This window comes from Geomonas paludis, from assembly GCF_014193585.1.
Lineage (GTDB): Bacteria > Desulfobacterota > Desulfuromonadia > Geobacterales > Geobacteraceae > Geomonas > Geomonas paludis.
Window position 1 is genome coordinate 40,067 of the sequence record NZ_BLXY01000005.1, and the last position, 19,737, is coordinate 59,803.

General features: G+C 63.5%; 18 protein-coding genes. 11 read left to right on the forward strand and 7 right to left on the reverse strand.

The genetic code is table 11. The features are described from left to right. Nucleotides 1–180 precede the first annotated feature (180 nt). Entirely contained in the window at nucleotides 181–1,017 is an 837-nt protein-coding gene (locus tag H7687_RS13450) for a sulfite exporter TauE/SafE family protein (protein WP_183348201.1), read from the forward strand. Next, on the forward strand, nucleotides 1,008–1,322 hold the full coding sequence (locus tag H7687_RS13455) for a DUF1634 domain-containing protein (RefSeq protein ID WP_183348203.1): 315 nt from the start codon (nucleotides 1,008–1,010) through the stop codon (nucleotides 1,320–1,322). The genes H7687_RS13450 and H7687_RS13455 overlap by 10 nt, the downstream gene beginning before the upstream one ends. A 7-nt stretch (nucleotides 1,323–1,329) precedes the next feature. Here H7687_RS13455 and H7687_RS13460 read toward each other — a convergent pair whose 3' ends face one another. Beyond that, nucleotides 1,330–1,503, reverse strand: a complete 174-nt coding sequence (locus H7687_RS13460) for a hypothetical protein (protein WP_183348205.1) — start codon at nucleotides 1,501–1,503, stop codon at nucleotides 1,330–1,332. Between the two features lie 234 nt (nucleotides 1,504–1,737). Between H7687_RS13460 and H7687_RS13465 the strand changes: the two genes are divergently transcribed. Next, nucleotides 1,738–2,427 (forward strand): carbonic anhydrase, encoded by a 690-nt coding sequence (locus H7687_RS13465; RefSeq protein WP_183348207.1) that lies wholly within the window; start codon nucleotides 1,738–1,740, stop codon nucleotides 2,425–2,427. 79 nt (nucleotides 2,428–2,506) lie between these two features. Here H7687_RS13465 and H7687_RS13470 read toward each other — a convergent pair whose 3' ends face one another. From H7687_RS13470 to H7687_RS13485, 4 genes are all read right to left on the reverse strand, one after another. Next, a complete protein-coding gene (locus H7687_RS13470) occupies nucleotides 2,507–2,926 on the reverse strand; it encodes a DUF309 domain-containing protein (protein ID WP_183348208.1) in 420 nt (139 codons plus the stop codon). A gap of 2 nt (nucleotides 2,927–2,928) precedes the next feature. Further along, nucleotides 2,929–4,107, reverse strand: coding sequence for a pilus assembly protein TadG-related protein (locus H7687_RS13475; protein ID WP_183348210.1), 1,179 nt, complete (start codon nucleotides 4,105–4,107; stop codon nucleotides 2,929–2,931). A 113-nt stretch (nucleotides 4,108–4,220) separates the two neighbouring features. Continuing rightward, the gene (locus tag H7687_RS13480) at nucleotides 4,221–5,522 is read right to left on the reverse strand and encodes an L-lactate MFS transporter (RefSeq protein ID WP_183348212.1); all 1,302 of its coding nucleotides are present in this window, start codon (nucleotides 5,520–5,522) and stop codon (nucleotides 4,221–4,223) included. A 418-nt stretch (nucleotides 5,523–5,940) separates the two neighbouring features. Next, entirely contained in the window at nucleotides 5,941–6,144 is a 204-nt protein-coding gene (locus H7687_RS13485; protein WP_183348214.1) for a GSU3473 family protein, read from the reverse strand. Nucleotides 6,145–6,410: 266 nt separating this feature from the next. Here H7687_RS13485 and H7687_RS13490 point away from each other — a divergent pair, with 266 nt between their 5' ends. The 3 genes from H7687_RS13490 to H7687_RS13500 all read left to right on the forward strand — a co-directional run bounded on the left by H7687_RS13490 (nucleotide 6,411) and on the right by H7687_RS13500 (nucleotide 9,150). Next, nucleotides 6,411–6,908, forward strand: a complete 498-nt coding sequence (locus H7687_RS13490; RefSeq protein WP_183348215.1) for a Spy/CpxP family protein refolding chaperone — start codon at nucleotides 6,411–6,413, stop codon at nucleotides 6,906–6,908. A gap of 176 nt (nucleotides 6,909–7,084) precedes the next feature. After that, complete coding sequence (locus H7687_RS13495) at nucleotides 7,085–7,543, forward strand: hypothetical protein (RefSeq protein WP_183348217.1); 459 nt, start codon at nucleotides 7,085–7,087, stop codon at nucleotides 7,541–7,543. A gap of 53 nt (nucleotides 7,544–7,596) precedes the next feature. After that, complete coding sequence (locus H7687_RS13500) at nucleotides 7,597–9,150, forward strand: sensor histidine kinase (protein WP_183348219.1); 1,554 nt, start codon at nucleotides 7,597–7,599, stop codon at nucleotides 9,148–9,150. A 23-nt stretch (nucleotides 9,151–9,173) separates the two neighbouring features. Here H7687_RS13500 and H7687_RS13505 read toward each other — a convergent pair whose 3' ends face one another. Then, the gene (locus tag H7687_RS13505; protein WP_183348221.1) at nucleotides 9,174–9,350 is read right to left on the reverse strand and encodes a hypothetical protein; all 177 of its coding nucleotides are present in this window, start codon (nucleotides 9,348–9,350) and stop codon (nucleotides 9,174–9,176) included. 197 nt (nucleotides 9,351–9,547) lie between these two features. Between H7687_RS13505 and H7687_RS13510 the strand changes: the two genes are divergently transcribed. Beyond that, the gene (locus tag H7687_RS13510) at nucleotides 9,548–10,786 is read left to right on the forward strand and encodes a glycosyltransferase family 4 protein (protein ID WP_183348223.1); all 1,239 of its coding nucleotides are present in this window, start codon (nucleotides 9,548–9,550) and stop codon (nucleotides 10,784–10,786) included. Nucleotides 10,787–10,867: 81 nt separating this feature from the next. After that, on the forward strand, nucleotides 10,868–11,248 hold the full coding sequence (locus H7687_RS13515) for a hypothetical protein (protein ID WP_183348225.1): 381 nt from the start codon (nucleotides 10,868–10,870) through the stop codon (nucleotides 11,246–11,248). Between the two features lie 168 nt (nucleotides 11,249–11,416). Here the strand turns inward: H7687_RS13515 and H7687_RS13520 are convergent, their stop codons facing one another. Beyond that, nucleotides 11,417–12,115: a cytochrome c3 family protein gene (locus H7687_RS13520; protein ID WP_183348227.1), complete on the reverse strand. Its 699-nt coding sequence runs from the start codon at nucleotides 12,113–12,115 to the stop codon at nucleotides 11,417–11,419. A 477-nt stretch (nucleotides 12,116–12,592) separates the two neighbouring features. On the opposite strand from H7687_RS13520, the gene H7687_RS13525 reads away from it, so the two are divergent. The 3 genes from H7687_RS13525 (at nucleotide 12,593) to H7687_RS13535 (ending at nucleotide 19,558) form a co-directional block, all read left to right on the forward strand. After that, nucleotides 12,593–13,909 carry an OmpA family protein gene (locus tag H7687_RS13525; RefSeq protein WP_183348229.1) on the forward strand — a complete coding sequence of 439 codons (1,317 nt, stop codon included), beginning with the start codon at nucleotides 12,593–12,595 and terminating at the stop codon, nucleotides 13,907–13,909. 74 nt (nucleotides 13,910–13,983) lie between these two features. Beyond that, nucleotides 13,984–15,051 (forward strand): hypothetical protein, encoded by a 1,068-nt coding sequence (locus tag H7687_RS13530; protein WP_183348231.1) that lies wholly within the window; start codon nucleotides 13,984–13,986, stop codon nucleotides 15,049–15,051. A 301-nt stretch (nucleotides 15,052–15,352) separates the two neighbouring features. After that, entirely contained in the window at nucleotides 15,353–19,558 is a 4,206-nt protein-coding gene (locus tag H7687_RS13535; protein ID WP_183348232.1) for a cytochrome c3 family protein, read from the forward strand. The last annotated feature ends 179 nt before the right edge of the window (nucleotides 19,559–19,737 follow it).

Consider the following 19,737-nt stretch of genomic DNA (forward strand, 5'->3'; position numbering starts at 1 on the left):
TTGTGCAGCGGCAGGAACTCGCGCTGCCGTTTCGACGACCCGCGGCGAAGCCGCGCACCCGCGGGCGCAAGCCGCCGGGATACCCGGTTTGCGACCCTTTATTTATTTGTAAAGCGGGTCAAGAAAAGGTAGATTGTCCCGGTCAAAATGATCCGGCAGACGCCGGGGCGGAGGACGTACGTGGTCATTACCTTCATAACCATTTTCGCGATAGGAATCGCGGCCGGCGTGGTCGGGGCGATACTTGGCCTTGGCGGCGGCATCATCATCGTCCCCGCCCTCACCCTTGGCTTCGGCATGTCGATGCGCACGGCGGTGGCAGCCTCGACGGTCTGCATCATCGCCACCTCGACCGGTGCCGCCGTGGCCTTCCTGAGAGACCGTCTCACCAACACCCGCGTGGCGATCTGGCTCGAGATGGGGACCTCGCTGGGGGCGCTGACCGGAGCCCTGGTGGCCGCCCTGGTGAACCAGCGCGTCCTGTTCGTCCTCTTCGGCCTGCTGCTCGCCTATTCCGCCTACAACATGTTCCGCACCCGGAAAGAGCACACCAGGCCCGAGGTGGTCCCGGACGCCATCTCCAGCAAGCTCAGGCTGGGCGGCTCCTACTACGACAAGGCGCTGGGACGCCGGGTGGAGTACCAGGTGACCCGGACGCTGCCGGGGCTGATCATCATGTACTTCTCGGGGGCGGCTGCCGGGCTGTTGGGCATCGGGGCGGGGATCTTCAAGGTGCCGGCCATGGACCAGGTGATGGGGATGCCTTTCAAGGCGTCCAGCGCCACCTCCAATTTCATGATCGGGGTGACCGCGGCCTCGGGGGCGGTGGTGTACTTCGCGCGCGGCGACGTGAAGCCGCTGGTGGCGGGGCCGGTGGTGCTCGGGGTGCTGCTCGGGGCCATCCTGGGGGCGCGCCTGATGATGCGCATGCCGGCCAGCAAGATCAGGCTGTTCTTCATGCCGATCCTGGCCTACACGGCGATTGAGATGATCTACAAGGGGGTGAAGTGGTGGTAGCAATCGAGCCGGAGGAAAAGGCCGAGCACCCGATCGAGCTGGTGCTGGCGAGGCTGTTGCGGTTAGGGTCCCTGGTGGCGGCGGCGCTTCTTGCCGTCGGGATCGCGCTCATGGTGCTGGGGCAGACCGTGCTCGCGCCCAAGCTGATCACCGCCGGGCTCCTGGTGCTGCTCGGCACCCCGGTCCTGCGCGTCACGGCGGCCGCCGTGATCTTCGTGAAGGAGCGCGACTGGCACTTCGCCCTGTTCTCCCTGGTGGTGCTCTGTGCCGTCGCCGCCGGGATCTACTTCGGCAAGGGGATGTGACGGGAAACTACTGCTTTTCCCCTTCCCCTTCCCTGGCACCGCTGCCGGCCAGCTTCTGGCGCGCCCTTTCGGCGATCTGGCGCCTGCGCGGCCCGCTCACCAGCTTTTCTTCCAAAAAGGCGATCATGGCGATCCCCGCCGTGACCAGCACCCCGATACCCAACAGCTTCAACACAAACATCGCTTACCCCGCTTTTCCCGTGTCGCTACGCCTGCCCAATCTGCCTGAAGCGCCGGCGGTTGTCAACCTTCCCTTCCCCACGCCTGTTCACGGGACGCAAAATTAAACTGGCGTAATGTGAGTTTTCATGTAAAATGGGCCGCCCCTTTATTTCATGTTTTGCAATGGCCCCACGAACCAGGGGCTGGACCAGCTTCGGGAGCCCACCCGGACCACATCAAAGGAGGAAGGACTATGAAGAGCAGCAAGGTAGCACGCAGCATCGCAGCAGTGGCAGCAGCCGTGACCGCAACCGTCGGCCTCGCTTTCGCTTCCGGCGCGGTGAGCGGGATCACGGCTGACCAGGCACTTCAGAAACTGGTGGACGGCAACAGCCGCTACGTGGAGAGCAAGATGTCGGCAACGGCGCTGTGCGACGCCACAGCCCGCGGCAAACTGGCCAAGAGCCAGCACCCCTACGCCATCATCCTCTCCTGCTCCGACTCCCGCGTCCCCCCGGAGATCATCTTCGACCAGGCCCTGGGCGAAGTCTTCGTGGTGCGCGTGGCCGGCAACGTCGCCGACCCGCTGGTCCTGGGGAGCGTGGAGTACGCGGCCGAACACCTCGGGAGCCCGCTCATCATGGTGCTCGGGCACGAGCGCTGCGGAGCGGTCACCGCAACCGTCGCCGGGGGCAAGCCGGAAGGGAACATCGGCGCCATCGTGAAGGAGATCGCTCCTGCCGCCAAGAAAGCCAAGGCGACCTGCAAAGGAAAGGCTAAGGAGGAGATCGTGGAGTGTGCGGTCGAGTTGAACGCCAAGGCCGTTGCCGCCGAATTGCCCAAGAGGTCCAAGATGCTGGCCAAGGAAGTGAAGGAAGGCAAGATCAAGATCGTCGCCGCCAAGTACGACCTGGACGACGGCAAGGTCACCCTGCTCAAGTAGCCCCTGCCGCGCCCCAATAAAAAAGCCGCCTCCCGGTCCGGGGGGCGGCTTTTTCAGTTTCTGCGGCGATGCTGCCGGTTCAGGCTTGCGGCCGGTGCAGTTTCGGGATCAGGGCCTGGTTCACTTCGGCCATGCGCTCTTCTCCCAGGGTGAGCAGCGCCTCGCGCAGCACCCCCGCCTCCGCCACCAGGCGCGCGACGTCCACGCCGAGACAGGTGTCGGGGACCCGTCTCAGCAGGTCGGGTCCCCGCTGCAACAGCCCCTCGGCCCCCTTGAAGTTGCCGTTATGCCAGTGGTAAAGCGCCACGGCGACCTGCAACAGCCCCTGGTAGAAATCCCGCAGCTCCCCCTTCTCGCCCACCCAGAGTTCTTCGAGGGTCTCGTGGCAGGCAAACCACTCCCGCAGGTTGAACTCGTCGATGGCCTGTTGCAGCTCCGGCGGAGGCGCCTGCCGGCAGGTTCCGGCATCCCGCGTATCCCGCGTATCCGGCGTGGCCACCGCTAGTCCACCAGCACCGGGCGCAGTCCCGGCAGGAGTTTTCTCGCCTGGCTGTCACATCCCACGCAGCTGATCCGGTCGATGTAGAGCCCGTCGGCGCCCGGGGTGCAGGAGGCGGCCGGCAGGTCGGGCTGGCTGGCGGACTTGCCGCAGCCGGCAGCGCCGCTGGTGCAGATCCTGCTGATGCGCACCAGGGAGTACCTGGTCACCACATGCTGCTGGTAGCTCTCGCCGGGGAGGAACCCGGAGCAGTCCGTGGCCGGGACGATCACCCACCAGCCGATCAGTCTGCCGTCCTTGTCGTACTCCTTGTTGGAGCGGTCCACCTGGGGATCGTACATCATCGCCTTGATGTCGCGCAAAACGGTGTCGCTGCTGCTGGCCGCAGCGAAGATGGGGAGGCCGCAGACTTCCTGGACCGGCATCTCCTGGCAGACCAGGTCGGACATGGCGTTGGTGATGGTCACCGGATGCAGCAGCGAGGTGTAGAGGTAGCGGTCGGAGAGCGAGCCCCCGGATTTCGGGTCCCAGGCGGCATGGCTCATGCGCCGCTCGGGCACGCTGCAGATCTGGGGGAAGGTGCAGGAGGGCTGGCACGCCTCGGAGCAGATGGCTATGTTGGAGCGGGTCCCCGGCACCAGTGCGGCGGTCGCAACCGGCGTAGAGCCGAAGTCCTCGGTGCCGCTGATCTTGGCGATGAAGGTCCCCAGGGTGCCAAGCCCCACCGAACTGCTCTCGGCGGTGCGCCTGGTCCTGATCTGTATGGCGTTCACCGGGGTGGCGCCGGGGGTGTAGCTGCGGCTGCTCATGTTCCAGAAGCCGACCGTGATGTCGTTGTCGCCGGTCAAGGCGTTGCCGTTGTTGTTCAAAAGACCGACCAGGGCCGCGGCATCGTGCTTGCCGGTGACCAGGTCCACCGCGGCGGCGCGCGCCTGGGCCTGGACGACATCACGGGAGATGTCGGGCAACCGCGCCGGGTCGGTCTGCGCCTGCAGCAGGTAGCGCTGCTTGATGTTCTGGGCAGCGGTCAGGGCCGCCGTCTCCGCGGAGTGCTGCAGGTCCTCCTCGCTGACGTACATGTACCCGATGTCGATGGCAAGACCTGTCACCACCAGGAAGACGACCAGCATGATGGTGACGTAACTGGTATCGAAGGCGGACTCTTCTTCGGACACGATCATCTCCAGAGAGGGCAGTGTTTGTTACGGGTGCGACATAATAGCATCATCGCGAAAAAAAGGGCCATGCAGAATCGCATGGCCCTTCATTTTTTTTAACCTCGCGGCAAGACCACTTAAGCGGAAACCTTGACGGTTGCCTTCTCGCCAGCCAGTTCGGTGGCCTCGACCTCGACCGCCTTCTTCTCACGCAGGAAGAAGGTGATCACGGTGCCCAGGGCCAGGCAGGAACCTGCCAGGATGAAGGACTTGTTCAGGCCGCCGGGCTGCGCGTTCATCATCTCGGAGACACGCCCCATGACCAGACCGCCGACGCCCCAGGCCGAGAACAGCACGCCGTAGTTGAGGCCGTAGTTCTTGAAGCCCCAGTAGTCCTTGGCGAAGGAGGGGAACAGGGTCAGGTTGGAGCCGTAGTTGAAGCCGATCAGCGAGGCGAGCAGTACCAGCATGGCAGCGGAGCCGGAGCCGACCACCGGGACGGCGGCGAACATCAGGATGGCCTGGAAGCCGAGCATGATGGTCAGGGTGGCGCGACGGCCGATCTTGTCGGAGAGCACGCCGGCTACCACGCGGCCGGAGGCGTTGCCGATGGCCATGATGGCCACAGCCACGAAGGCCATGGGGCCCATGCTCTTCTTGGCCAGGCCTGCGACCGAGCCGATCACCATGAGGCCGGCGCCGGCGCCGATGAAGAAGGTGGCCCACAGCATGTAGAATTTCGGGGATTTCAGCATCTCGCTCACGGTGGCGTCGTAGCCGGACTTCTTGGCCGGGGCCGCTTTCTCGTCGCCCTTCAGGGCTGGCTCGGCGGGGACGTACCCCTTGGGCGGGTTAACCAGTGCGAAGGAGAGGCCGCAGACGATGACCGCGAAGCCGGCCGCCAGGATGTACATGGACTGCTGGATGCCGTAGGCGCCCAGGAGGTAGCTGGAGAGCGGCGCGATGTAGACCGGGGCCAGGCCGAAGCCGGCGACCACGATGCCGGCGATGAGGCCGGTTTTCTTGGAGGAGAACCATTTCAGCGCCGGCGGGGTGGCGGCGGAGTAGCCGAAGCCGAAGCCGGAGCCGGCCAGGACGCCGAAGCCGGTGACCCAGGCGGCGTAGCTGTTGGAGTAGCCCATGAGGCAGAAACCGGCGCCCACCAGGATGCCGCCGATCAGCGCGGTACGCGCCGGGCCGATCTTGTCCTGGCACTTGCCGGCCAGGATCATGGAGAAGGCGAAGGCGAGACAGCAGAGGGCGTACGGGTCGTTGATGGAAGCCTTGTCCCACTGGAAGGCGTCCGGGGCGTGAGACTCGATGGACGCCTTGATGGCACCCTTGAAGATACTCCAGGCATACAGCACCCCGAGCGCCAGGTTGATTCCGGTTCCGGCGAAAACTACCTGCCAGCCCTTGTTAGATGTTGTCTGTGTCATGCCTTTATACCTCCATGTTGGGATTGACCGCTCTTGCCACAGACCATAGCAACTCGCATACCAATGTTTTACAATTTCGTATATTTTTACAAACCCCGCAAAAACAGACACTTGCACGGTCGCCGCCTACCTACCCTGCGCGAAGACCGACGTCCCCTTTTCGCACAACAGCAAAAGGTCGCTGCGCTGATAAAACCGCCGGACCTGCCTGATGCGGCGTGATATCAGCACGTTGATCACTGCTGCCGTGCCGCCGGATCCCTTTCGCACAAATGCAAAAGGCCCGTTCGTGTTTTGCAAAATTGTAAATAGGATCTTATTTGTATAACAGGCGGGATATCGAAATTTGGGGAGACCAAAAGCAAAGGCCGGCTCAACGAAGAAGGCCGGCCTTGTCTCTTGCCATGCGGGGGCAGGCTCAGCAGAACAGGACGTTACCTCTGCGCTCGGGGCCGCGATAGGTTCTCCCCCCCATCCCTCTCACACTGTCGACGCCGACCTGCACGCACTCACCGTCGCTGCGCAAGAAGGATACGATGGCTGCCTGCTCTATCAGTTCCTGGAGTTCCTCTGCCTTTACCAGCCCGCGTCTCTCATCAGCAAACACAACCGGAATCTTCATAGCACCCTCCTCCATGGCCGTTCAGGGTAGTTCCATCTTTGTTAGTGTATTTTAGCAATACCGACCGGGATGGCAAGAACGGCTCTGGTAAAATTCCCACCTCCACAGTCATATCCATTCCGGTCAGAGCATCCGCCACCCTCTCGAGAGCACAGGGTTACGATTTCCTCATTTCCTTCACATTACCTTCATAATCGGCAGGTACCGTATCTTCATACCACAGCCGAAAGAGCCGCAACTAAGCCTGATCAACAAGGAGAACTGACATGAAAACACAGCTAAAACAACTGGCACTGTTCACCTGCATCACCGCGTCAGCCGTTTTGGGGAGTCACAACGCCTTCGCCGGCTACGGCCCCATGCAGGGGGAAGGGGGCAAGGGGTGCGTCGAGCAGCAAAAACATGGCGGGCGCCGGGGCATGTTCATGAAGATGGCCAAGGAGCTGGGGCTCTCGGACCGGCAAAAGAGCGAGGCACGGGCCATCTTCGAGGCAGGCCGCGCCAGGAATGCCCCGCTGTTCGCTTCCCTGAGACACGAACGGCAGGAACTGCAGGCGCTGGTACGCTCCGGCAGCGCCGACGAAGCCGCCATCCGCGCCCAGTCGGCACGAGTGGCGGCACTGCAGGCTGACTTCGCGGTGCAGCGAGCAGCGCAGAGCAGGCAGTTCATCGCCCTGCTGACACCGGAGCAGGCCGCCAGGTTCAAAGCCATGCGCGACGTGCGCCACGGGGACCGGGGCCCGTCTCCCCGTCACGACCGATAACCGCAACAGGCGCTGCCGCAGGGCGGCAGCGCCTCCCCTGAGAGTTGCTCCTCCCTCGACAGCTGCTCCAACAGCTTCTCCTCACCAGGCTTCCCCTCCTGCTGTACAAATTCCTTGCCGCGTTGTGCATTACCCTCCAGTGGCGTAAAATAAGGGCTGGTTCAAGGAGGTGTCCCATGAGACTGCTGCACCCCATCTTTCTAATACTCTTCCTTCTCGTCGGCGCCTGCACGACCTATCCCGACCTGCAGCAGCAACGGATGGCGGCTCTGCCGCAGCACTACAAGCAATTCGACGTCCTGATGGGCTATGAAGTGCTTCCTGCCGGCGGGCACACCGTCGTCCAGGGGGTGGTGAAGAACGTGCGCTACTTCCGGATGCGCAACCTGGAGATCTGGGCGGCGCAGTTGGATGACCGGGGCAAGGTGCGGGCGCAGGGGATGACCTTCATCATGCCGTCGGAGCTGGGGCTGGACGAGAGCACGGACTTCAGCATCAAGATCCCGGCCCCACTGGCTGCGGGAGACCGGCTCCGCATTACCTACAAGTACTTCGGCACCGACGGCGGCAGCCACGGCCTTGGTGACGGCACCAACTGGATGCAGAATTTCGAGACCATCATTCCGGCGCGGTAGCCGGCGTTGCGCAACAGGCACGGTAACGGCAGCGACAGGCATAGGCACAGGCAATGGCCAACAAACGGGACGAAGACAAGACCATCGACGACGTTCAGGACCCCGCTCAGCGGGCCCGGGACCATTACTTCCGCCTGATGGCGGAGCAGGTGAAGGATTACGCCCTGATCCTGCTCAACGCCAAGGGTGAGATCGTGTCCTGGAACACCGGCGCCGAGCGCATCACCCGCTATCTCGCCCACGAGATCCTTGGAAGGCACTTCTCCGTGCTGCACCCCAAGGAGGAGATCCGTTCCGGAGCACCGCAGCGGGAGCTCTCCATCGCCGACACCATGGGGAGCCTCGAGTTGCAGGGGTGGCGTCTGCGCAAGGACGGCAGCCGTTTCTGGGCCTCCATCGCGCTGAACGAATTGCGCGATCCGGACGGCGACCGTGCCGGGTACGTGCTGATCCTGCACGACAACACCGAGCGGCGCGCCTCCGAGGAGGCGATGGTGAAGAGCCGCACCATGCTGGAGCGTCTCTTCGAAACAGCACCCGACGCCATCGTGGTAGTGGACGGCGGGGGTGTGATCCGGAAAGTGAATCAGCAGGCCGAGGTGATCTTCGGCTACATGCGCGAGGAATTGGTAGGGCAGCGCATCGAGATCCTCATCCCCAAGCGCTTCCACAAACGGCACCGCCAGCACCTGCGCAACTACTTCGGCGATCCCAGGGCCCGGAAAATGGGTATTGGCCTGGAGTTGTACGGGCGCCACAAAAACGGCTCCGAAATCCCCGTGGACATCATGTTGAACCCCATCGAGGCCCAGGAATCGACCTGGGTATTCGCCGTGATCCGGGACATCACCCTGCAGAAGCAGGGGGAAGCGAAGATCATGGAACTGAACCTCGCCCTCAGGACCCAACTGGAGCAGCTGGCGGCGACCAACCGCGAACTGGAATCTTTCAGCTATTCCGTGTCTCACGACCTGCGTGCGCCGCTGCGGCACATCATCGGCTTCGTGGACCTTCTCAACGCGAAGGCGGGGACGGGACTGGACGAAAAGAGCCGCCACTACCTCGAGGTCATCGGCGGCGCGGCCAAGAAGATGGGGCTGCTCATCGACGACCTGCTGGCGTTCTCCAGGATGGGGCGCAGCGAAATGATGAGGGGGTGGGTGGACCTGGGGCTTTTAGTGCGGGAGATCCAGGCCGATCTGCAGGGGGACTTGCAAGGGAGGGAGGTGCAATGGGATATCGGGCCGCTCCCGGTGGTGCTGGGTGACGCCGCCATGCTGCGCCAGGTGCTGATCAACCTGATCGGCAACGCCGTCAAGTTCACCCGGTCCCGTGCTACGGCCACGATAGCCATCGGCGCGGTGGAGCGGGAAAACGAGCAGGAGATTTACGTCAGGGATAACGGGGTCGGTTTCGACGAGGCCTACGCCAACAAGCTGTTCGGACTGTTCCAGCGCCTGCACGCCAACGAGGAGTTCGAGGGGACCGGCGTCGGGCTCGCCATCGTGCAGCGCATCGTGCTCAGGCATGGCGGCAGGGTCTGGGCCGAAGGTGGAGTGGGCACAGGGGCCTGCTTCTGGTTCTCCCTCCCCAAGAAGATCGAGTAGCCCGCCACAAGCACAACCGCCGGCTAAAGCTTGTTCCTGAGCGTTTCCTTAAGTTCCAGGATCGCGAGGGTCTGCATGTACTCACCTAGAAAGTCGATGTTCTTGAAGGCAACTCCTTCGCCGAAATAGTCGTCGATCTCATGGATCGCCTGCTTCATCAACTTCTGCCCCGGGGTCAATCTAGCCAGATCTGGGTTCATCGTTCGCTCCGCGTTCTGGAATGAGTGTTGGGCCGATTAGGTAATTCTAAAGAGCCGGCCCGTTGTGTCAACAACTCCGACGCCAAACGGCAAGGAGATTTGTCTTTACCCGCCGCCGCAATCGGGGTACCCTGTGCCGCATTCAACGTTATCCCGGCGGTCGCCTGGCACCGCCTTTGAAGTGCGAGCGCGGCCACATGAAGATCCTGTTCGTCTCTCTTTTCCTGCCGCAGCAGAAGGCCTACCATGCCGGGGGGCGCTACGTAAACGAGCTGGTGCGGCGCCTGTCGCAGCACCACGAGGTCCACCTCGCCACCCGGTTCGAGCAGGGAGAGGAACCGCTTTTGGCGGAACTTGCCCCCTACTGCGCCAGCATCCACCCCTTCAGCTATCCCCGCCTCCCCAAGCGCGGCCTCCTCGCTTCGCTGCGCCTGGCAGCGAACTACCTTGCCTTCAGCCTCTTTGCCAACCGGCTGATCCAGCACGGGGACTACGACCTGGTCCAGGTGGAATGGGTCGAGACCGCCCTCATGATCCGCCGCGGCAAGATGCCGATGGTCCTGGACGCCCATGACGTCATCACCAAACCCGCATGGCGCTCCTACCTGCGCGGCCGGAGTGCGGCGCGCCTGGCACAGTGGGCCCGCTGGCGGGTGGTGCGCTTGCTGGAACTGAGCATCATGGCGCGCTTCGACCGTGTCTTCACCATGTCCGACTTCGACCGGCGCTACCTGCTCGATCTCGCCCCCGGCCTGCCGGTGACCACCATCCCCATCCCGGCGGGGATGGATCTCACCACGACCAGCTACCCGCGGGTGCCGGGGCGGCTGCTGTTCCTGGCCTCCTACAAGTACCGCCCCACCAACGTCGAAGCCGCCCTGTGGTTCCACGCCGAAGTTCTGCCGCTGGTGCGTCGCGAGGTCCCGGAGGCGGAGTTCGTCATCGCCGGCTTCGGGCCGCCGCCGCGGCTATTGGAACTCGCGCAGCGGGACAAGGCGACCGTCGTTACCGGGTTCGTGGACGACACCGACCAGTTCTACAAGAGCGCCAGCGTTTTCGTGGCGCCGATATTAACCGGAGGCGGCATCATCGTCAAGGTCTTGGATGCCTTGGCTGCCGGCACCCCGGTGGTCACCACCTCCTTCGGCAACGAGGGGATCGAGGCCGCCCCGGGGGTGGACCTGCTCGTCGCCGACTCGGCGCATGATTTCGCCCGGGCCGTAGTCACCCTTTTGCGCGACCGGGAGCAGGCCGAGCGGCTGGGGGCAAGCGGTGCCGCCTTCGTGGCAGCCAACTACAGCATCGGCGCCATACTGCAGCGGATCGAGACCGCCTACCGCGAGCTCGCCGCGGACCCGGCCAACCCATCCCTGAAACCGAAGCTCCCGCCTGCCCCCGAAGAGGGAGACGCTGCAAACGTAGAACGTAGAACGTAGAACGGCTGTATCAAAATTAGGGTTGCCTCGCAGAAGGCGTCGTTGCTATAGTGCGCTGGCATTTTTCAGCGGGGGTGAGGCATGTCGGACTTGGAAAACCAGATGGGGCTGTTCGAACTGGCGGGGATCGTGGAAACGCCCGTGCCACAAGCTCCGCCTGCGCCTGCATCTGCATCTGCACCTGCACCCAAACCCGAGCCGAAGGCTCGTCCCAAGCAGACCCGGGAAGCCGTCGCCGCTCCACCTGCACCTAAGGCGCATGCTCCCGCGGCGCAGGGGCGCAAGCGCGGTCGCCTCCCCAAAGGAGCCGTGAAGGCGGTCTCCGGGCTCGTGCCGGAAGGGGACGTGCGGCTGACCGCCAACATCCGGCAGGATTTGCACCTCAAACTGAAGATAGCGTCCGCCTACCGCAGGATCACCATCGGTGAGATCATAGAGGAACTGGTGGAGAAGTACGTCTGAGCCGGCCCAACAACTCCCCTCCCCCCGGCATCATTTTTTGCCGGCCTCCTGTCGACCAGTAACATCCGGGGATCTTTCCCACAATCCGTATCTGACCTGAAAAACGAATCCCGAACCGGACGGACCGGCTCGGGATCTAAGGGAGGATGCGGTCACAGCGTTTGCTGCTTACTTGTCGTGGCAGGTCTTGCAGAGCGCGCTGCCGTTGTCGCTCATTACCAGGTGCCCCCTCTCGGTGTTCAGCGGGTCGTGGCAGGAAAGGCAGCCGACCTTGCCGTTGACGAAGATCATCTTGGTATTGGAGCCGACGTCCTTGTAACCGCGACCGGCGGCGACGTAGGCGTCATAGGTCATCCCCAGCGGGTGATCACTGGTGAAAGAATTCACCATCGACCTGCGGTCCAGGGGACGATCCCTGAGTTCGACGTTGATCTGGGAACCACCGATACCGTCATGGCAGCTAAGGCAGTTCGCCGACAGCTGGTCGAGGGTAGCCGTAGTGTTGGTAGTGGTCCTGGTCCTGGACGTGGTCGTCCCTTTGGTCAGCGCCTTGAAGATGATGGTGAGGCCGCCGGTGGGCTGGTCGTCGGAATAGGTAGCGGGAACCACGTTGCCGTACATGTCGTCCACCGCGCCGCCGGCAGCGTAGGTCGAGCCGCGCACCTCGTCGATCTTGACCAGGTAATCCCTGCGTGCCTGCACCGAGTTCTGCAGCAGCAGCGTATAGGCGCAGGTCTCACCGTTCGAACTGGAACCAGCAGTCCCGAAAGCACCAGCACCCTGGGCCAGGCCCAGGATCATCGCTGCCGCACATGCCAACCCGGTCATCCTCTGCATCGCGCTTTTTTTGCTTTGTTCGGTTCTCATGGCCCACCTCCCGGTTCGTTACCTAACCAATTACAAGCGGGATACCATTTGCGAACAAAGCTAAAAAAAAGCGGCAACACACGGGAATATAACGGTTAATTTCTTGCACGCCCGAAGAGATTGAACTCCCTTTTCAAAAACCAGCTGTGCAAGTGTTGAACATCTGAACAGGCGCTATTTTGAGACTGATCAGGAAAGGCCCGCGGGACGGGGGACAGGCGGCGGTCAAGGATTGAACAGAGGGGTGGCCTACGCTGGCAACGAACAGGCAGCGCTAGACACCATGATGGAAGCAGGTGGCGTAAACAGTTTGAATTGCTGTTGCGACTGCAGGATTAGTGGTTGAAGTAAGCGTTTACTTGGTATAAGATGCGACAATCACACGTCTTGTATGGGAGTGGGAAGTTGCCCCAATTCTTTTGCCGCCTGATGACCGTTCTCAGCCTGTCCCTGTTATTTTCATCCCCCGGACATGCAGTGACTACAGTACCAAAGACAGTGAAGCCGATAACCTCCATCGGCCTTTCCCCTGTCGTGGGCGGCTATTACTTTTCCTCCTCCCAATCACTGGATCCCGCGCCGACGTATGGCCTGAGACTGAGCTACGACCACATCGGCAAGGGCGTCGTCGACAGCATCGGCGTCGAGGCCACCTTCAACTACCTCAGCACCACCGCCAAAAACCAGGACAAGAAGGCAAGCGCCTACCTGTTCCGCACCGATGCCATCTACTCGTTCGACCCCAGGAGCAAGTGGGTTCCCTTCCTGGCGCTTGGCGCCGGTGGCATCTTCGTCGACCGCGAAGGGGTCAAGGACAACAGCCCGTTCCTCGACTTCGGCATCGGGATCAAGTACTACTTCGACGACTACCTCGCCATCCGGGCAGACCTGCGCCAGCTCATGGTGTACAGCAACGTCAACACCAACAGCGACTTCGAGCTGACCACCGGCCTGACCTACTACTTCGGCAAGGAGCGCAAGAAGAAGGGACCTCCCCCGGCGCCGCCCAAGCCGCAGGCCGCGATACCGACCATCTCCGAGGAAGAACCGGCACCCGCGCCCACAGTAGCGCAGGCACCGGTTGTCGCTGCGCCGCCGCCGGACATCCTCCAGCTTCTGGGAGCAACGGGGGCAGCGGCCTTGGGCCTCAACACCCTGCCGCCCCAGTTCCAGCCCGGCACGGCGTCCCAGGCCCAGCCCAAGGTCCCGGCCAAGGCACGCAAGTCCACGCTCAAGGAGATGCCCAAGGCAGCGGCACCGCCGAAGGCTGCACCGGTCCCCGCACCGGCGCCGCCCAAGCCCAAAGCGCCTGAGGTTGCTGCGGCACCGGCACCGGCACCGGCTCCGGCTCCGGTACAGCCGCCTGCGGCCGTGCAACCGCCGCCGGCACCGGTGGCGCCCCAGCCGGCACCGCAGCAACAGGAACCGGCGCGCCAGCCGCAGCGTTCGATCAGGACCCTGACCATCGAGTTCCTGTTCAGCAGCCCGGCGATACGTCCGGTCTACCAGGCCCAGCTGGCGGCGTTTGCCGCCTTGATGAAGACCAACACCGAGTCGACTGCGCTCATCGAAGGGCACACGGACAACGTGGGCGACAGCCGGTCCAACATCGAACTGTCGCAACAAAGGGCGCAGAACGTGAAGAACGAGCTGCTCAAGTACGGCGTGGATCCGGCCAAGGTCAGCATCAAGGGGTATGGCTTCAGCAAGCCCCGGGCGAGCAACAAGACCAACGAGGGCCGGCAGAAAAACCGCCGCGCGGTGGTCACGCTCACCCTTGTCATCACGCAGTAAGACGCACCACGACGACCGGCGCGAGGCGGCACGTCAAGATATCCGGCTGGAGAGCCGGACACGAGGAGTTGTAAATGAAAAAGATGAAGACGCTTACCACCGCAACGGCACTGACCATACTGGCAGCCTGCGCGGGTTGCTCCCTTCTTCCGGGCCAGGCTGCCAAGCCCGCCCCTTCCCCGACCCAGGGGATGACACTTCTCTCCGGAAAGGTAGTCGAGACCTTCGACGGCGGGGGATACACCTACGTCAACCTGCTGAAGGACGGCCAGAACACCTGGGTTGCCGCACCTGTGATGAAGGTCGTCGTTGGTCAGCAACTGGAACTGCTGCCCGGCGCCGTCATGCCCAACTTCACCAGCAAGTCCCTGGGCCGCACCTTTGACAACATCGTCTTCTCCGGGGGGCTTCCCTCGCAGCTGAACGCGCCGGCAAAACCTGCAGCCGGTGCAGCAGCAAGCACTGCGGCAGTTGCCGACAACGGCCCTGCTGAGGCTGAAGAAGCCATCCTGGCCGGCACGGTAATCGAGACCATCACCGCCAGCAACTACATCTACCTGCGCATCGAAAAAGACGGGAAAGCGTCCTGGGCGGCAGTGCCGAGGACCGAGATCGCGGTAGGCGACGAGGTCGAGCTCGCCCCGGGCACCCCCATGGGTGAGTTCAGCAGCAAGACACTGAACCGCACTTTCAGGTCCATCTATTTTGCCGGCGGTGTCGAGGTGACCAAGAAGAGCGCAAAGGCGCCGGCGTCGCCGCAGGCGAAGCCCGCCGCGGCTGAGCCTGCCGCCGCCACGGCCACGGCCGCTGACGCCAACAACTCACCGCTCCCCTCCGGCCATCCGAAGATCGATGCAGCCGAGATGGACAAAGCCATGGAAAAGGCGGCTGCGGCAGCCGCGGCAGCCGCAGCGGCTCCCATCACCGGCAAGGTGACCGAGACCGCCAATGCCGGCGGTTATACCTACATCTGCGTCGAGAAGGACGCCGTGAAGACCTGGGTTGCCGTTCCGACCATGGAGGTGAAAGTCGGTGAAGAGGTAGCCCTCAACCCGGGCAACGTCATGACCAACTTCTCCAGCAAGACCCTGAATCGCACCTTCGACAAAATCATCTTCTCCAGCGGCCCCGCCGCGAAATAACCGATTTATCAAAGCAAAATGCCCCGGGGGCGGAGATTGTTCTCCGCCCCCTTTTCGTGCGCCCCGGTCCGTCGCGCCGCACCCGCGGCAGCGTCGCACGGCGCCACTTCTCCCCGCCCGCCTCTTTCATCAGCCGCGATATCACCAGCCATACATCCCTATACCTTTGAAAAATATAATATTTTCAGCAGACCAGCCTTCTTGACAACCTGTTTCGTCCCTTTATTAATTACCCGTAGCAATTTGCACTGGACTGTAATGAAGGAGGTGTTACGGGCAATCTCGGAAAGGGAGGGTTCGTATGGCCAAGAAGTCACTGCTGTTGCTTGCCGCTTTGCTGCCTGTCTCCGTCGCAGTGTTATGCTGGAGTGCCACCACCTGGCAGTTGCAAACCAAGCTCGCCAGCGCCGGGGGGGTGCTCCAGGTAAGGGACAAGGTCCCGCAAACTACCGCCGGCATCACCGCGTACCACAATTTCACTACCTCGGCCCCGGTTCCGGTGACCGTCACCGCCAACACCGGCTACAAGATCTCCTCGCTCACCAGGAACGGGACCGCCGTCCCCGTCGGGAACTACACCTCGCACTACGTCACCACCTTCCAGAAGAGCGGCACCACCCAGGCGCTGGTGGCAGGGTTCACCGCGCAGCAAGTGACCGTGACCGCCGTGGTATCCGGGCCGGGAAGCATCACCCCCGCCAGCGCCAGGGTGAGCTACGGCGGAAGCGTAGTTTTCACGAGCAGCCCCAACGCCGCCGGGTGCTTTCTCACCTCGGTGACCGGGGGGAGTGTCACCGACCTCAGCGGTGTCCCGGTCACCCTCCCCTACTCGCGGTCGGTCAAGATTACCGCCAGCAACGTCATCACGCCCCGTACCGTGACCGCCAACTACGCCTCCTACAGCGTGAACGCGGGTGTCGACCAACTGGCCCAGAAGAACGCTGTCGTGCAGCTTTCCGGAACCCTGGTCGGTGGCGGCACCCCATCATGGAGCCAGGTCTCCGGCGCCACAGTGTCCCTGACCGGTGCGGGCACGCTTACCCCGAGCTTTGTAGCGCCGGCGGCGGGCACCTACCAGTTCCGGCTCACCCAGTTCGTCTCCGGCGTTGCCGTTGCCGCGGCCACCACCCAGGTCACCGTGGTCGACTCCCTGGTGAACGACATGCGCCTGCGTTGCATGGGGTGCCACGGCATCACCGGGGTTTTCCCCACCCCGTACGTATTCCCGGGCTGGTCCTCGTCGCGCCACGAGTCCGCCGGGGTCTCCTGCATCACCTGCCACACCGATGGCGCCATGCCGACACCGGTCAACTCGTCGACCGTTGATGCAAACAGCTTTGCCTACCGCTCCGGCGCCGGCAGCTTCTGCCTCAACGGCAGCTGCCACCAGCCAGGCAGCACACACCGCAGCATCGGCATGACCTGCTCGGGGTGCCACGGCAGCTACCGGAACCACAACCCGGCGACCACCTTCTCCGCGGCCTTGAGCGCCTGCTTCTCCTGCCACGGCGCGGCCAACTCCACCCATTACCAGGTGAGAAGCAGCCTTTCCGCAGGCGACTGCCTGACCTGCCACAACCCCGCCGGACACAACCCTGCTCCTGATGCGGCGGTAACCCCGGCGCATTTCAACGGCTACACCTCCTACGCCAATCCCTCCTATGCCGCGGCCTACGTCACCCCGGTCACCGCCTGCGCCGACTGCCATGTAAGCGGCAACCCCAGGGGGAGCGCGGACAAGGCACTGCTGCAGTTCCGCACCGATTGGGCCGCGTCGGGACACGGCAACGGCAACGCTGCCCCATGGAAGAACTCGGCCTACTTCAACTGGAAGAGCGCCGGTACCGCGGGGGCCGCGGCCAAGGAGAGCGCCGGGGTGGCGACCGACTGCCAACGCTGCCACAGCGCCTCCGGCTACCTCAGGTTTGCCCTCTACACAAGCATCGCCCCGCTGGCCACCACGGCCGACCGCTACAGCGAGCCGCTGGCCTGCAACGCCTGTCACCAAAGCGGTGACTTCGCCGCCCCGCGAGCCGTCTCCCCGCGCACCGGCTACTACAGCTACTCCGGAGCGGCCACCGGAAGGGTGAAGGTCAGCACAGCCTATCCCGATGCCGGCCGCTCCAATATCTGCCTGGGATGCCACGTCGGCCGCAAGTCGGGCGCCACCGTCCAGGCGCTTGCCCAGGTAACGGCGCAAAAGAACTACTCGAGCGCCTTCTGGCGCAACCTCCCCTTCGTCGACGCCCACTACCTCTCCGCCGGCGGGCAACTCTACGGCGCCACCGGTTACCACTATCCCGGCCTCTCCTACGGCAACGCCGCGGTGAACCATGTGGCCATCGGCGGCACCGGCGCCGGCCCCTGCGTCGCCTGCCACCTGCCGGCCAGCTCGCACACCCTCTCGGCCGCCGCTGGGAACTTCACGCTCTGCAACGGCTGCCATATCGACGCAGGCACGGTGAGCGCCGCCTTCCTGGCCCGGCGCGGCGACGAGTTCGCCTCGGGGCTGAAGGCGTTGGCCGCGGCCCTGGCAGCCAAGGGCTTCACTCCGCTCACCGACGCCGGCGGAAAGCCGCAGTACCCCTACTTCAGCACGACCAACTGGGGCGGACACGGCGACGGGCCGGGCAACATGGGCGCCGCCTTCAACTACAACCTCCTGGTGCACGACCCGGGCGCCTTCGCCCACAACCCCGCCTACGTCAAGCGCCTGGTGCGGGACTCCATCGATTTCCTGATTTTTGGCAGCGTCGACCGCGGCCGCGACTTGAGCACCACCATCGAGAGCCTGCTCAGCTCGAGCAGTGACAGGGAAAAGGCCGCCGCCTTCCTCTCCCAGTCCGGCAGCGGCGCCTCCGCCTGCCAGGTCTGCCACGGGACGGCCACCGACCCGCTGACCGGCGGCAACATCATTGCCGACTACGGCGCGAGCAAGCACGCCAAGAAGAGCGGCGGGGCCGCCTGCGTCTCCTGCCATGCACCGACCGCCACCAGCGCCCATCCCAACGGGGAGCCGATGCTGAAGGCAACGACGGAGATCAACCCGAAGTGCCTCAACTGCCATCCGGTGCACCCCTGGCCCAGCGAAGGGATCTGCACCAACTGCCATAACGGCCATCGCCTGAAGGCGGTGCTGCCGGCGCCGCACCTGGCCAACTTCAGCACCGCGCAATACGTCACGACGCAGGTCAAGTGCGACAAGTGCCATTACACCGCGGTGAGCCCCGGTGTGGACAGCTTCGTGCTGCTGCAGGAACACCGCGACTGGGCCAAGAGCGCCAAGGGAGACTACCGCTCGGCGGCACTCACGAGCTTTGACTTCAAGACCATGGGAACCGCCGGGGCCTCTCCCGCCACCACCGTGCAGAAGGATTGCGTGCGCTGCCATACCACCACCGGCTTCAACAACTACGTGAACTCCGGTTTCACCGATATCGCCCCCTTCGGCGTCCCGGGCGACGCCCCCGATGGCGACCGCACCCGGGAGATGATCGGCTGTCCCGCCTGTCACGCACCGACCCCGTTCAGTTCCAACTACGGCAGGCTCAGTGTCGGCATCGTGGACGACATCACCGGGACGCCGGACGTGAGGTCCTGGTACAACTACTCTTCTGCCGCCACAGGCAAAATAATCAGGTCGAAGCTGTTCCTGGACAGCAACGCCTACCAACTGGGCGACTCCAACATCTGCATCACCTGCCACGCCGGCAGGTTGGCCGGCGACGTGATCAAGCAGGTCACCACCAACGCCTCGACCGGCGCAGTCAGTTGCTCCACGCTCCCCTCCATCGTCTGCCGCCTCGGCAACGGCGCCGTTGCAGATGGGCTCATCAACGACTTCTGGGGGAACGTCGACTTCATCGATCCCCACGGCGGAGTGGCCGCCAACATGATCTATCCCGACAACCTGCGCCCGGGTTACGAGTTCCGCCCGGCGTCCTCCAGCACCGCCCACGCCAATGTCGGCATGCCCGAGAAAGGTCCCTGCGTCGGATGCCACATGGGCTCGCCTTCCGCCAAGCACGCCTTCACCGCCTTGTCCACGGCCAGCAACGGCGTGATCGGTGCCATCAGGAGCGAGGCCTGCGCCAACTGCCACGGGATTGGTGCTGTGGCAATCGACCCGAACGAGTTGCAGAAGAAAAAGGAGGCGTACAACGCCGCCCTTTCCTTCATCGCCACGCAACTCACGGCCCGGGGTATCCACTACAACCGGGAGAAATCCCCGTACTTCTTCAACACCGCTGCGGCGGAGGAACAAACGCAGGCTGCCCGCGTCACTAACTGGAACAAGTCCGCCACCTTCCGGGGCGCCGACCTGATGGGGGCGGCGTTCAACCTGCGGCTGCTGGACTCGGGGAGTGGCTGGGTCCACAACGGCGTCTACGCCAAGCGGCTGCTCTACGACACCATCGACTACCTGGATGACGGACAGTTAAACAAGTCGGTGGTCATCACTGTCCAGGAAAAGAAGATCCTGGACTACATCGACCCGCGGCGTTAGAGGAGCGACTTAAAACGCAAAGAAGGCTTCGAGGATCATTCCTCGAAGCCTTCTTTTTTACCCCAAAAAGCGGTTACGCAAAGCACCCGAAGCTGCCGCGAAGTACGCCAAGAAAGCCTTCCCGGGGGACTCCCCAAAGCATCTCTTAGCGCTCTTCGCGGATACTTGGCGCACTTTGC

Excerpts from the sequence above, each read along its gene's own strand:
- H7687_RS13460 (WP_183348205.1), bottom strand. The coding sequence starts at position 1,503 with ATGTTTGTGTTGAAGCTGTTGGGTATCGGGGTGCTGGTCACGGCGGGG.
- H7687_RS13465 (WP_183348207.1), top strand. The coding sequence starts at position 1,738 with ATGAAGAGCAGCAAGGTAGCACGCAGCATCGCAGCAGTGGCAGCAGCC.
- H7687_RS13475 (WP_183348210.1), bottom strand. The coding sequence starts at position 4,107 with ATGATCGTGTCCGAAGAAGAGTCCGCCTTCGATACCAGTTACGTCACC.
- H7687_RS13480 (WP_183348212.1), bottom strand. The coding sequence starts at position 5,522 with ATGACACAGACAACATCTAACAAGGGCTGGCAGGTAGTTTTCGCCGGA.
- H7687_RS13485 (WP_183348214.1), bottom strand. The coding sequence starts at position 6,144 with ATGAAGATTCCGGTTGTGTTTGCTGATGAGAGACGCGGGCTGGTAAAG.
- H7687_RS13490 (WP_183348215.1), top strand. The coding sequence starts at position 6,411 with ATGAAAACACAGCTAAAACAACTGGCACTGTTCACCTGCATCACCGCG.
- H7687_RS13495 (WP_183348217.1), top strand. The coding sequence starts at position 7,085 with ATGAGACTGCTGCACCCCATCTTTCTAATACTCTTCCTTCTCGTCGGC.
- H7687_RS13500 (WP_183348219.1), top strand. The coding sequence starts at position 7,597 with ATGGCCAACAAACGGGACGAAGACAAGACCATCGACGACGTTCAGGAC.
- H7687_RS13505 (WP_183348221.1), bottom strand. The coding sequence starts at position 9,350 with ATGAACCCAGATCTGGCTAGATTGACCCCGGGGCAGAAGTTGATGAAG.
- H7687_RS13510 (WP_183348223.1), top strand. The coding sequence starts at position 9,548 with ATGAAGATCCTGTTCGTCTCTCTTTTCCTGCCGCAGCAGAAGGCCTAC.
- H7687_RS13515 (WP_183348225.1), top strand. The coding sequence starts at position 10,868 with ATGTCGGACTTGGAAAACCAGATGGGGCTGTTCGAACTGGCGGGGATC.
- H7687_RS13520 (WP_183348227.1), bottom strand. The coding sequence starts at position 12,115 with ATGAGAACCGAACAAAGCAAAAAAAGCGCGATGCAGAGGATGACCGGG.
- H7687_RS13530 (WP_183348231.1), top strand. The coding sequence starts at position 13,984 with ATGAAAAAGATGAAGACGCTTACCACCGCAACGGCACTGACCATACTG.
- H7687_RS13535 (WP_183348232.1), top strand. The coding sequence starts at position 15,353 with ATGGCCAAGAAGTCACTGCTGTTGCTTGCCGCTTTGCTGCCTGTCTCC.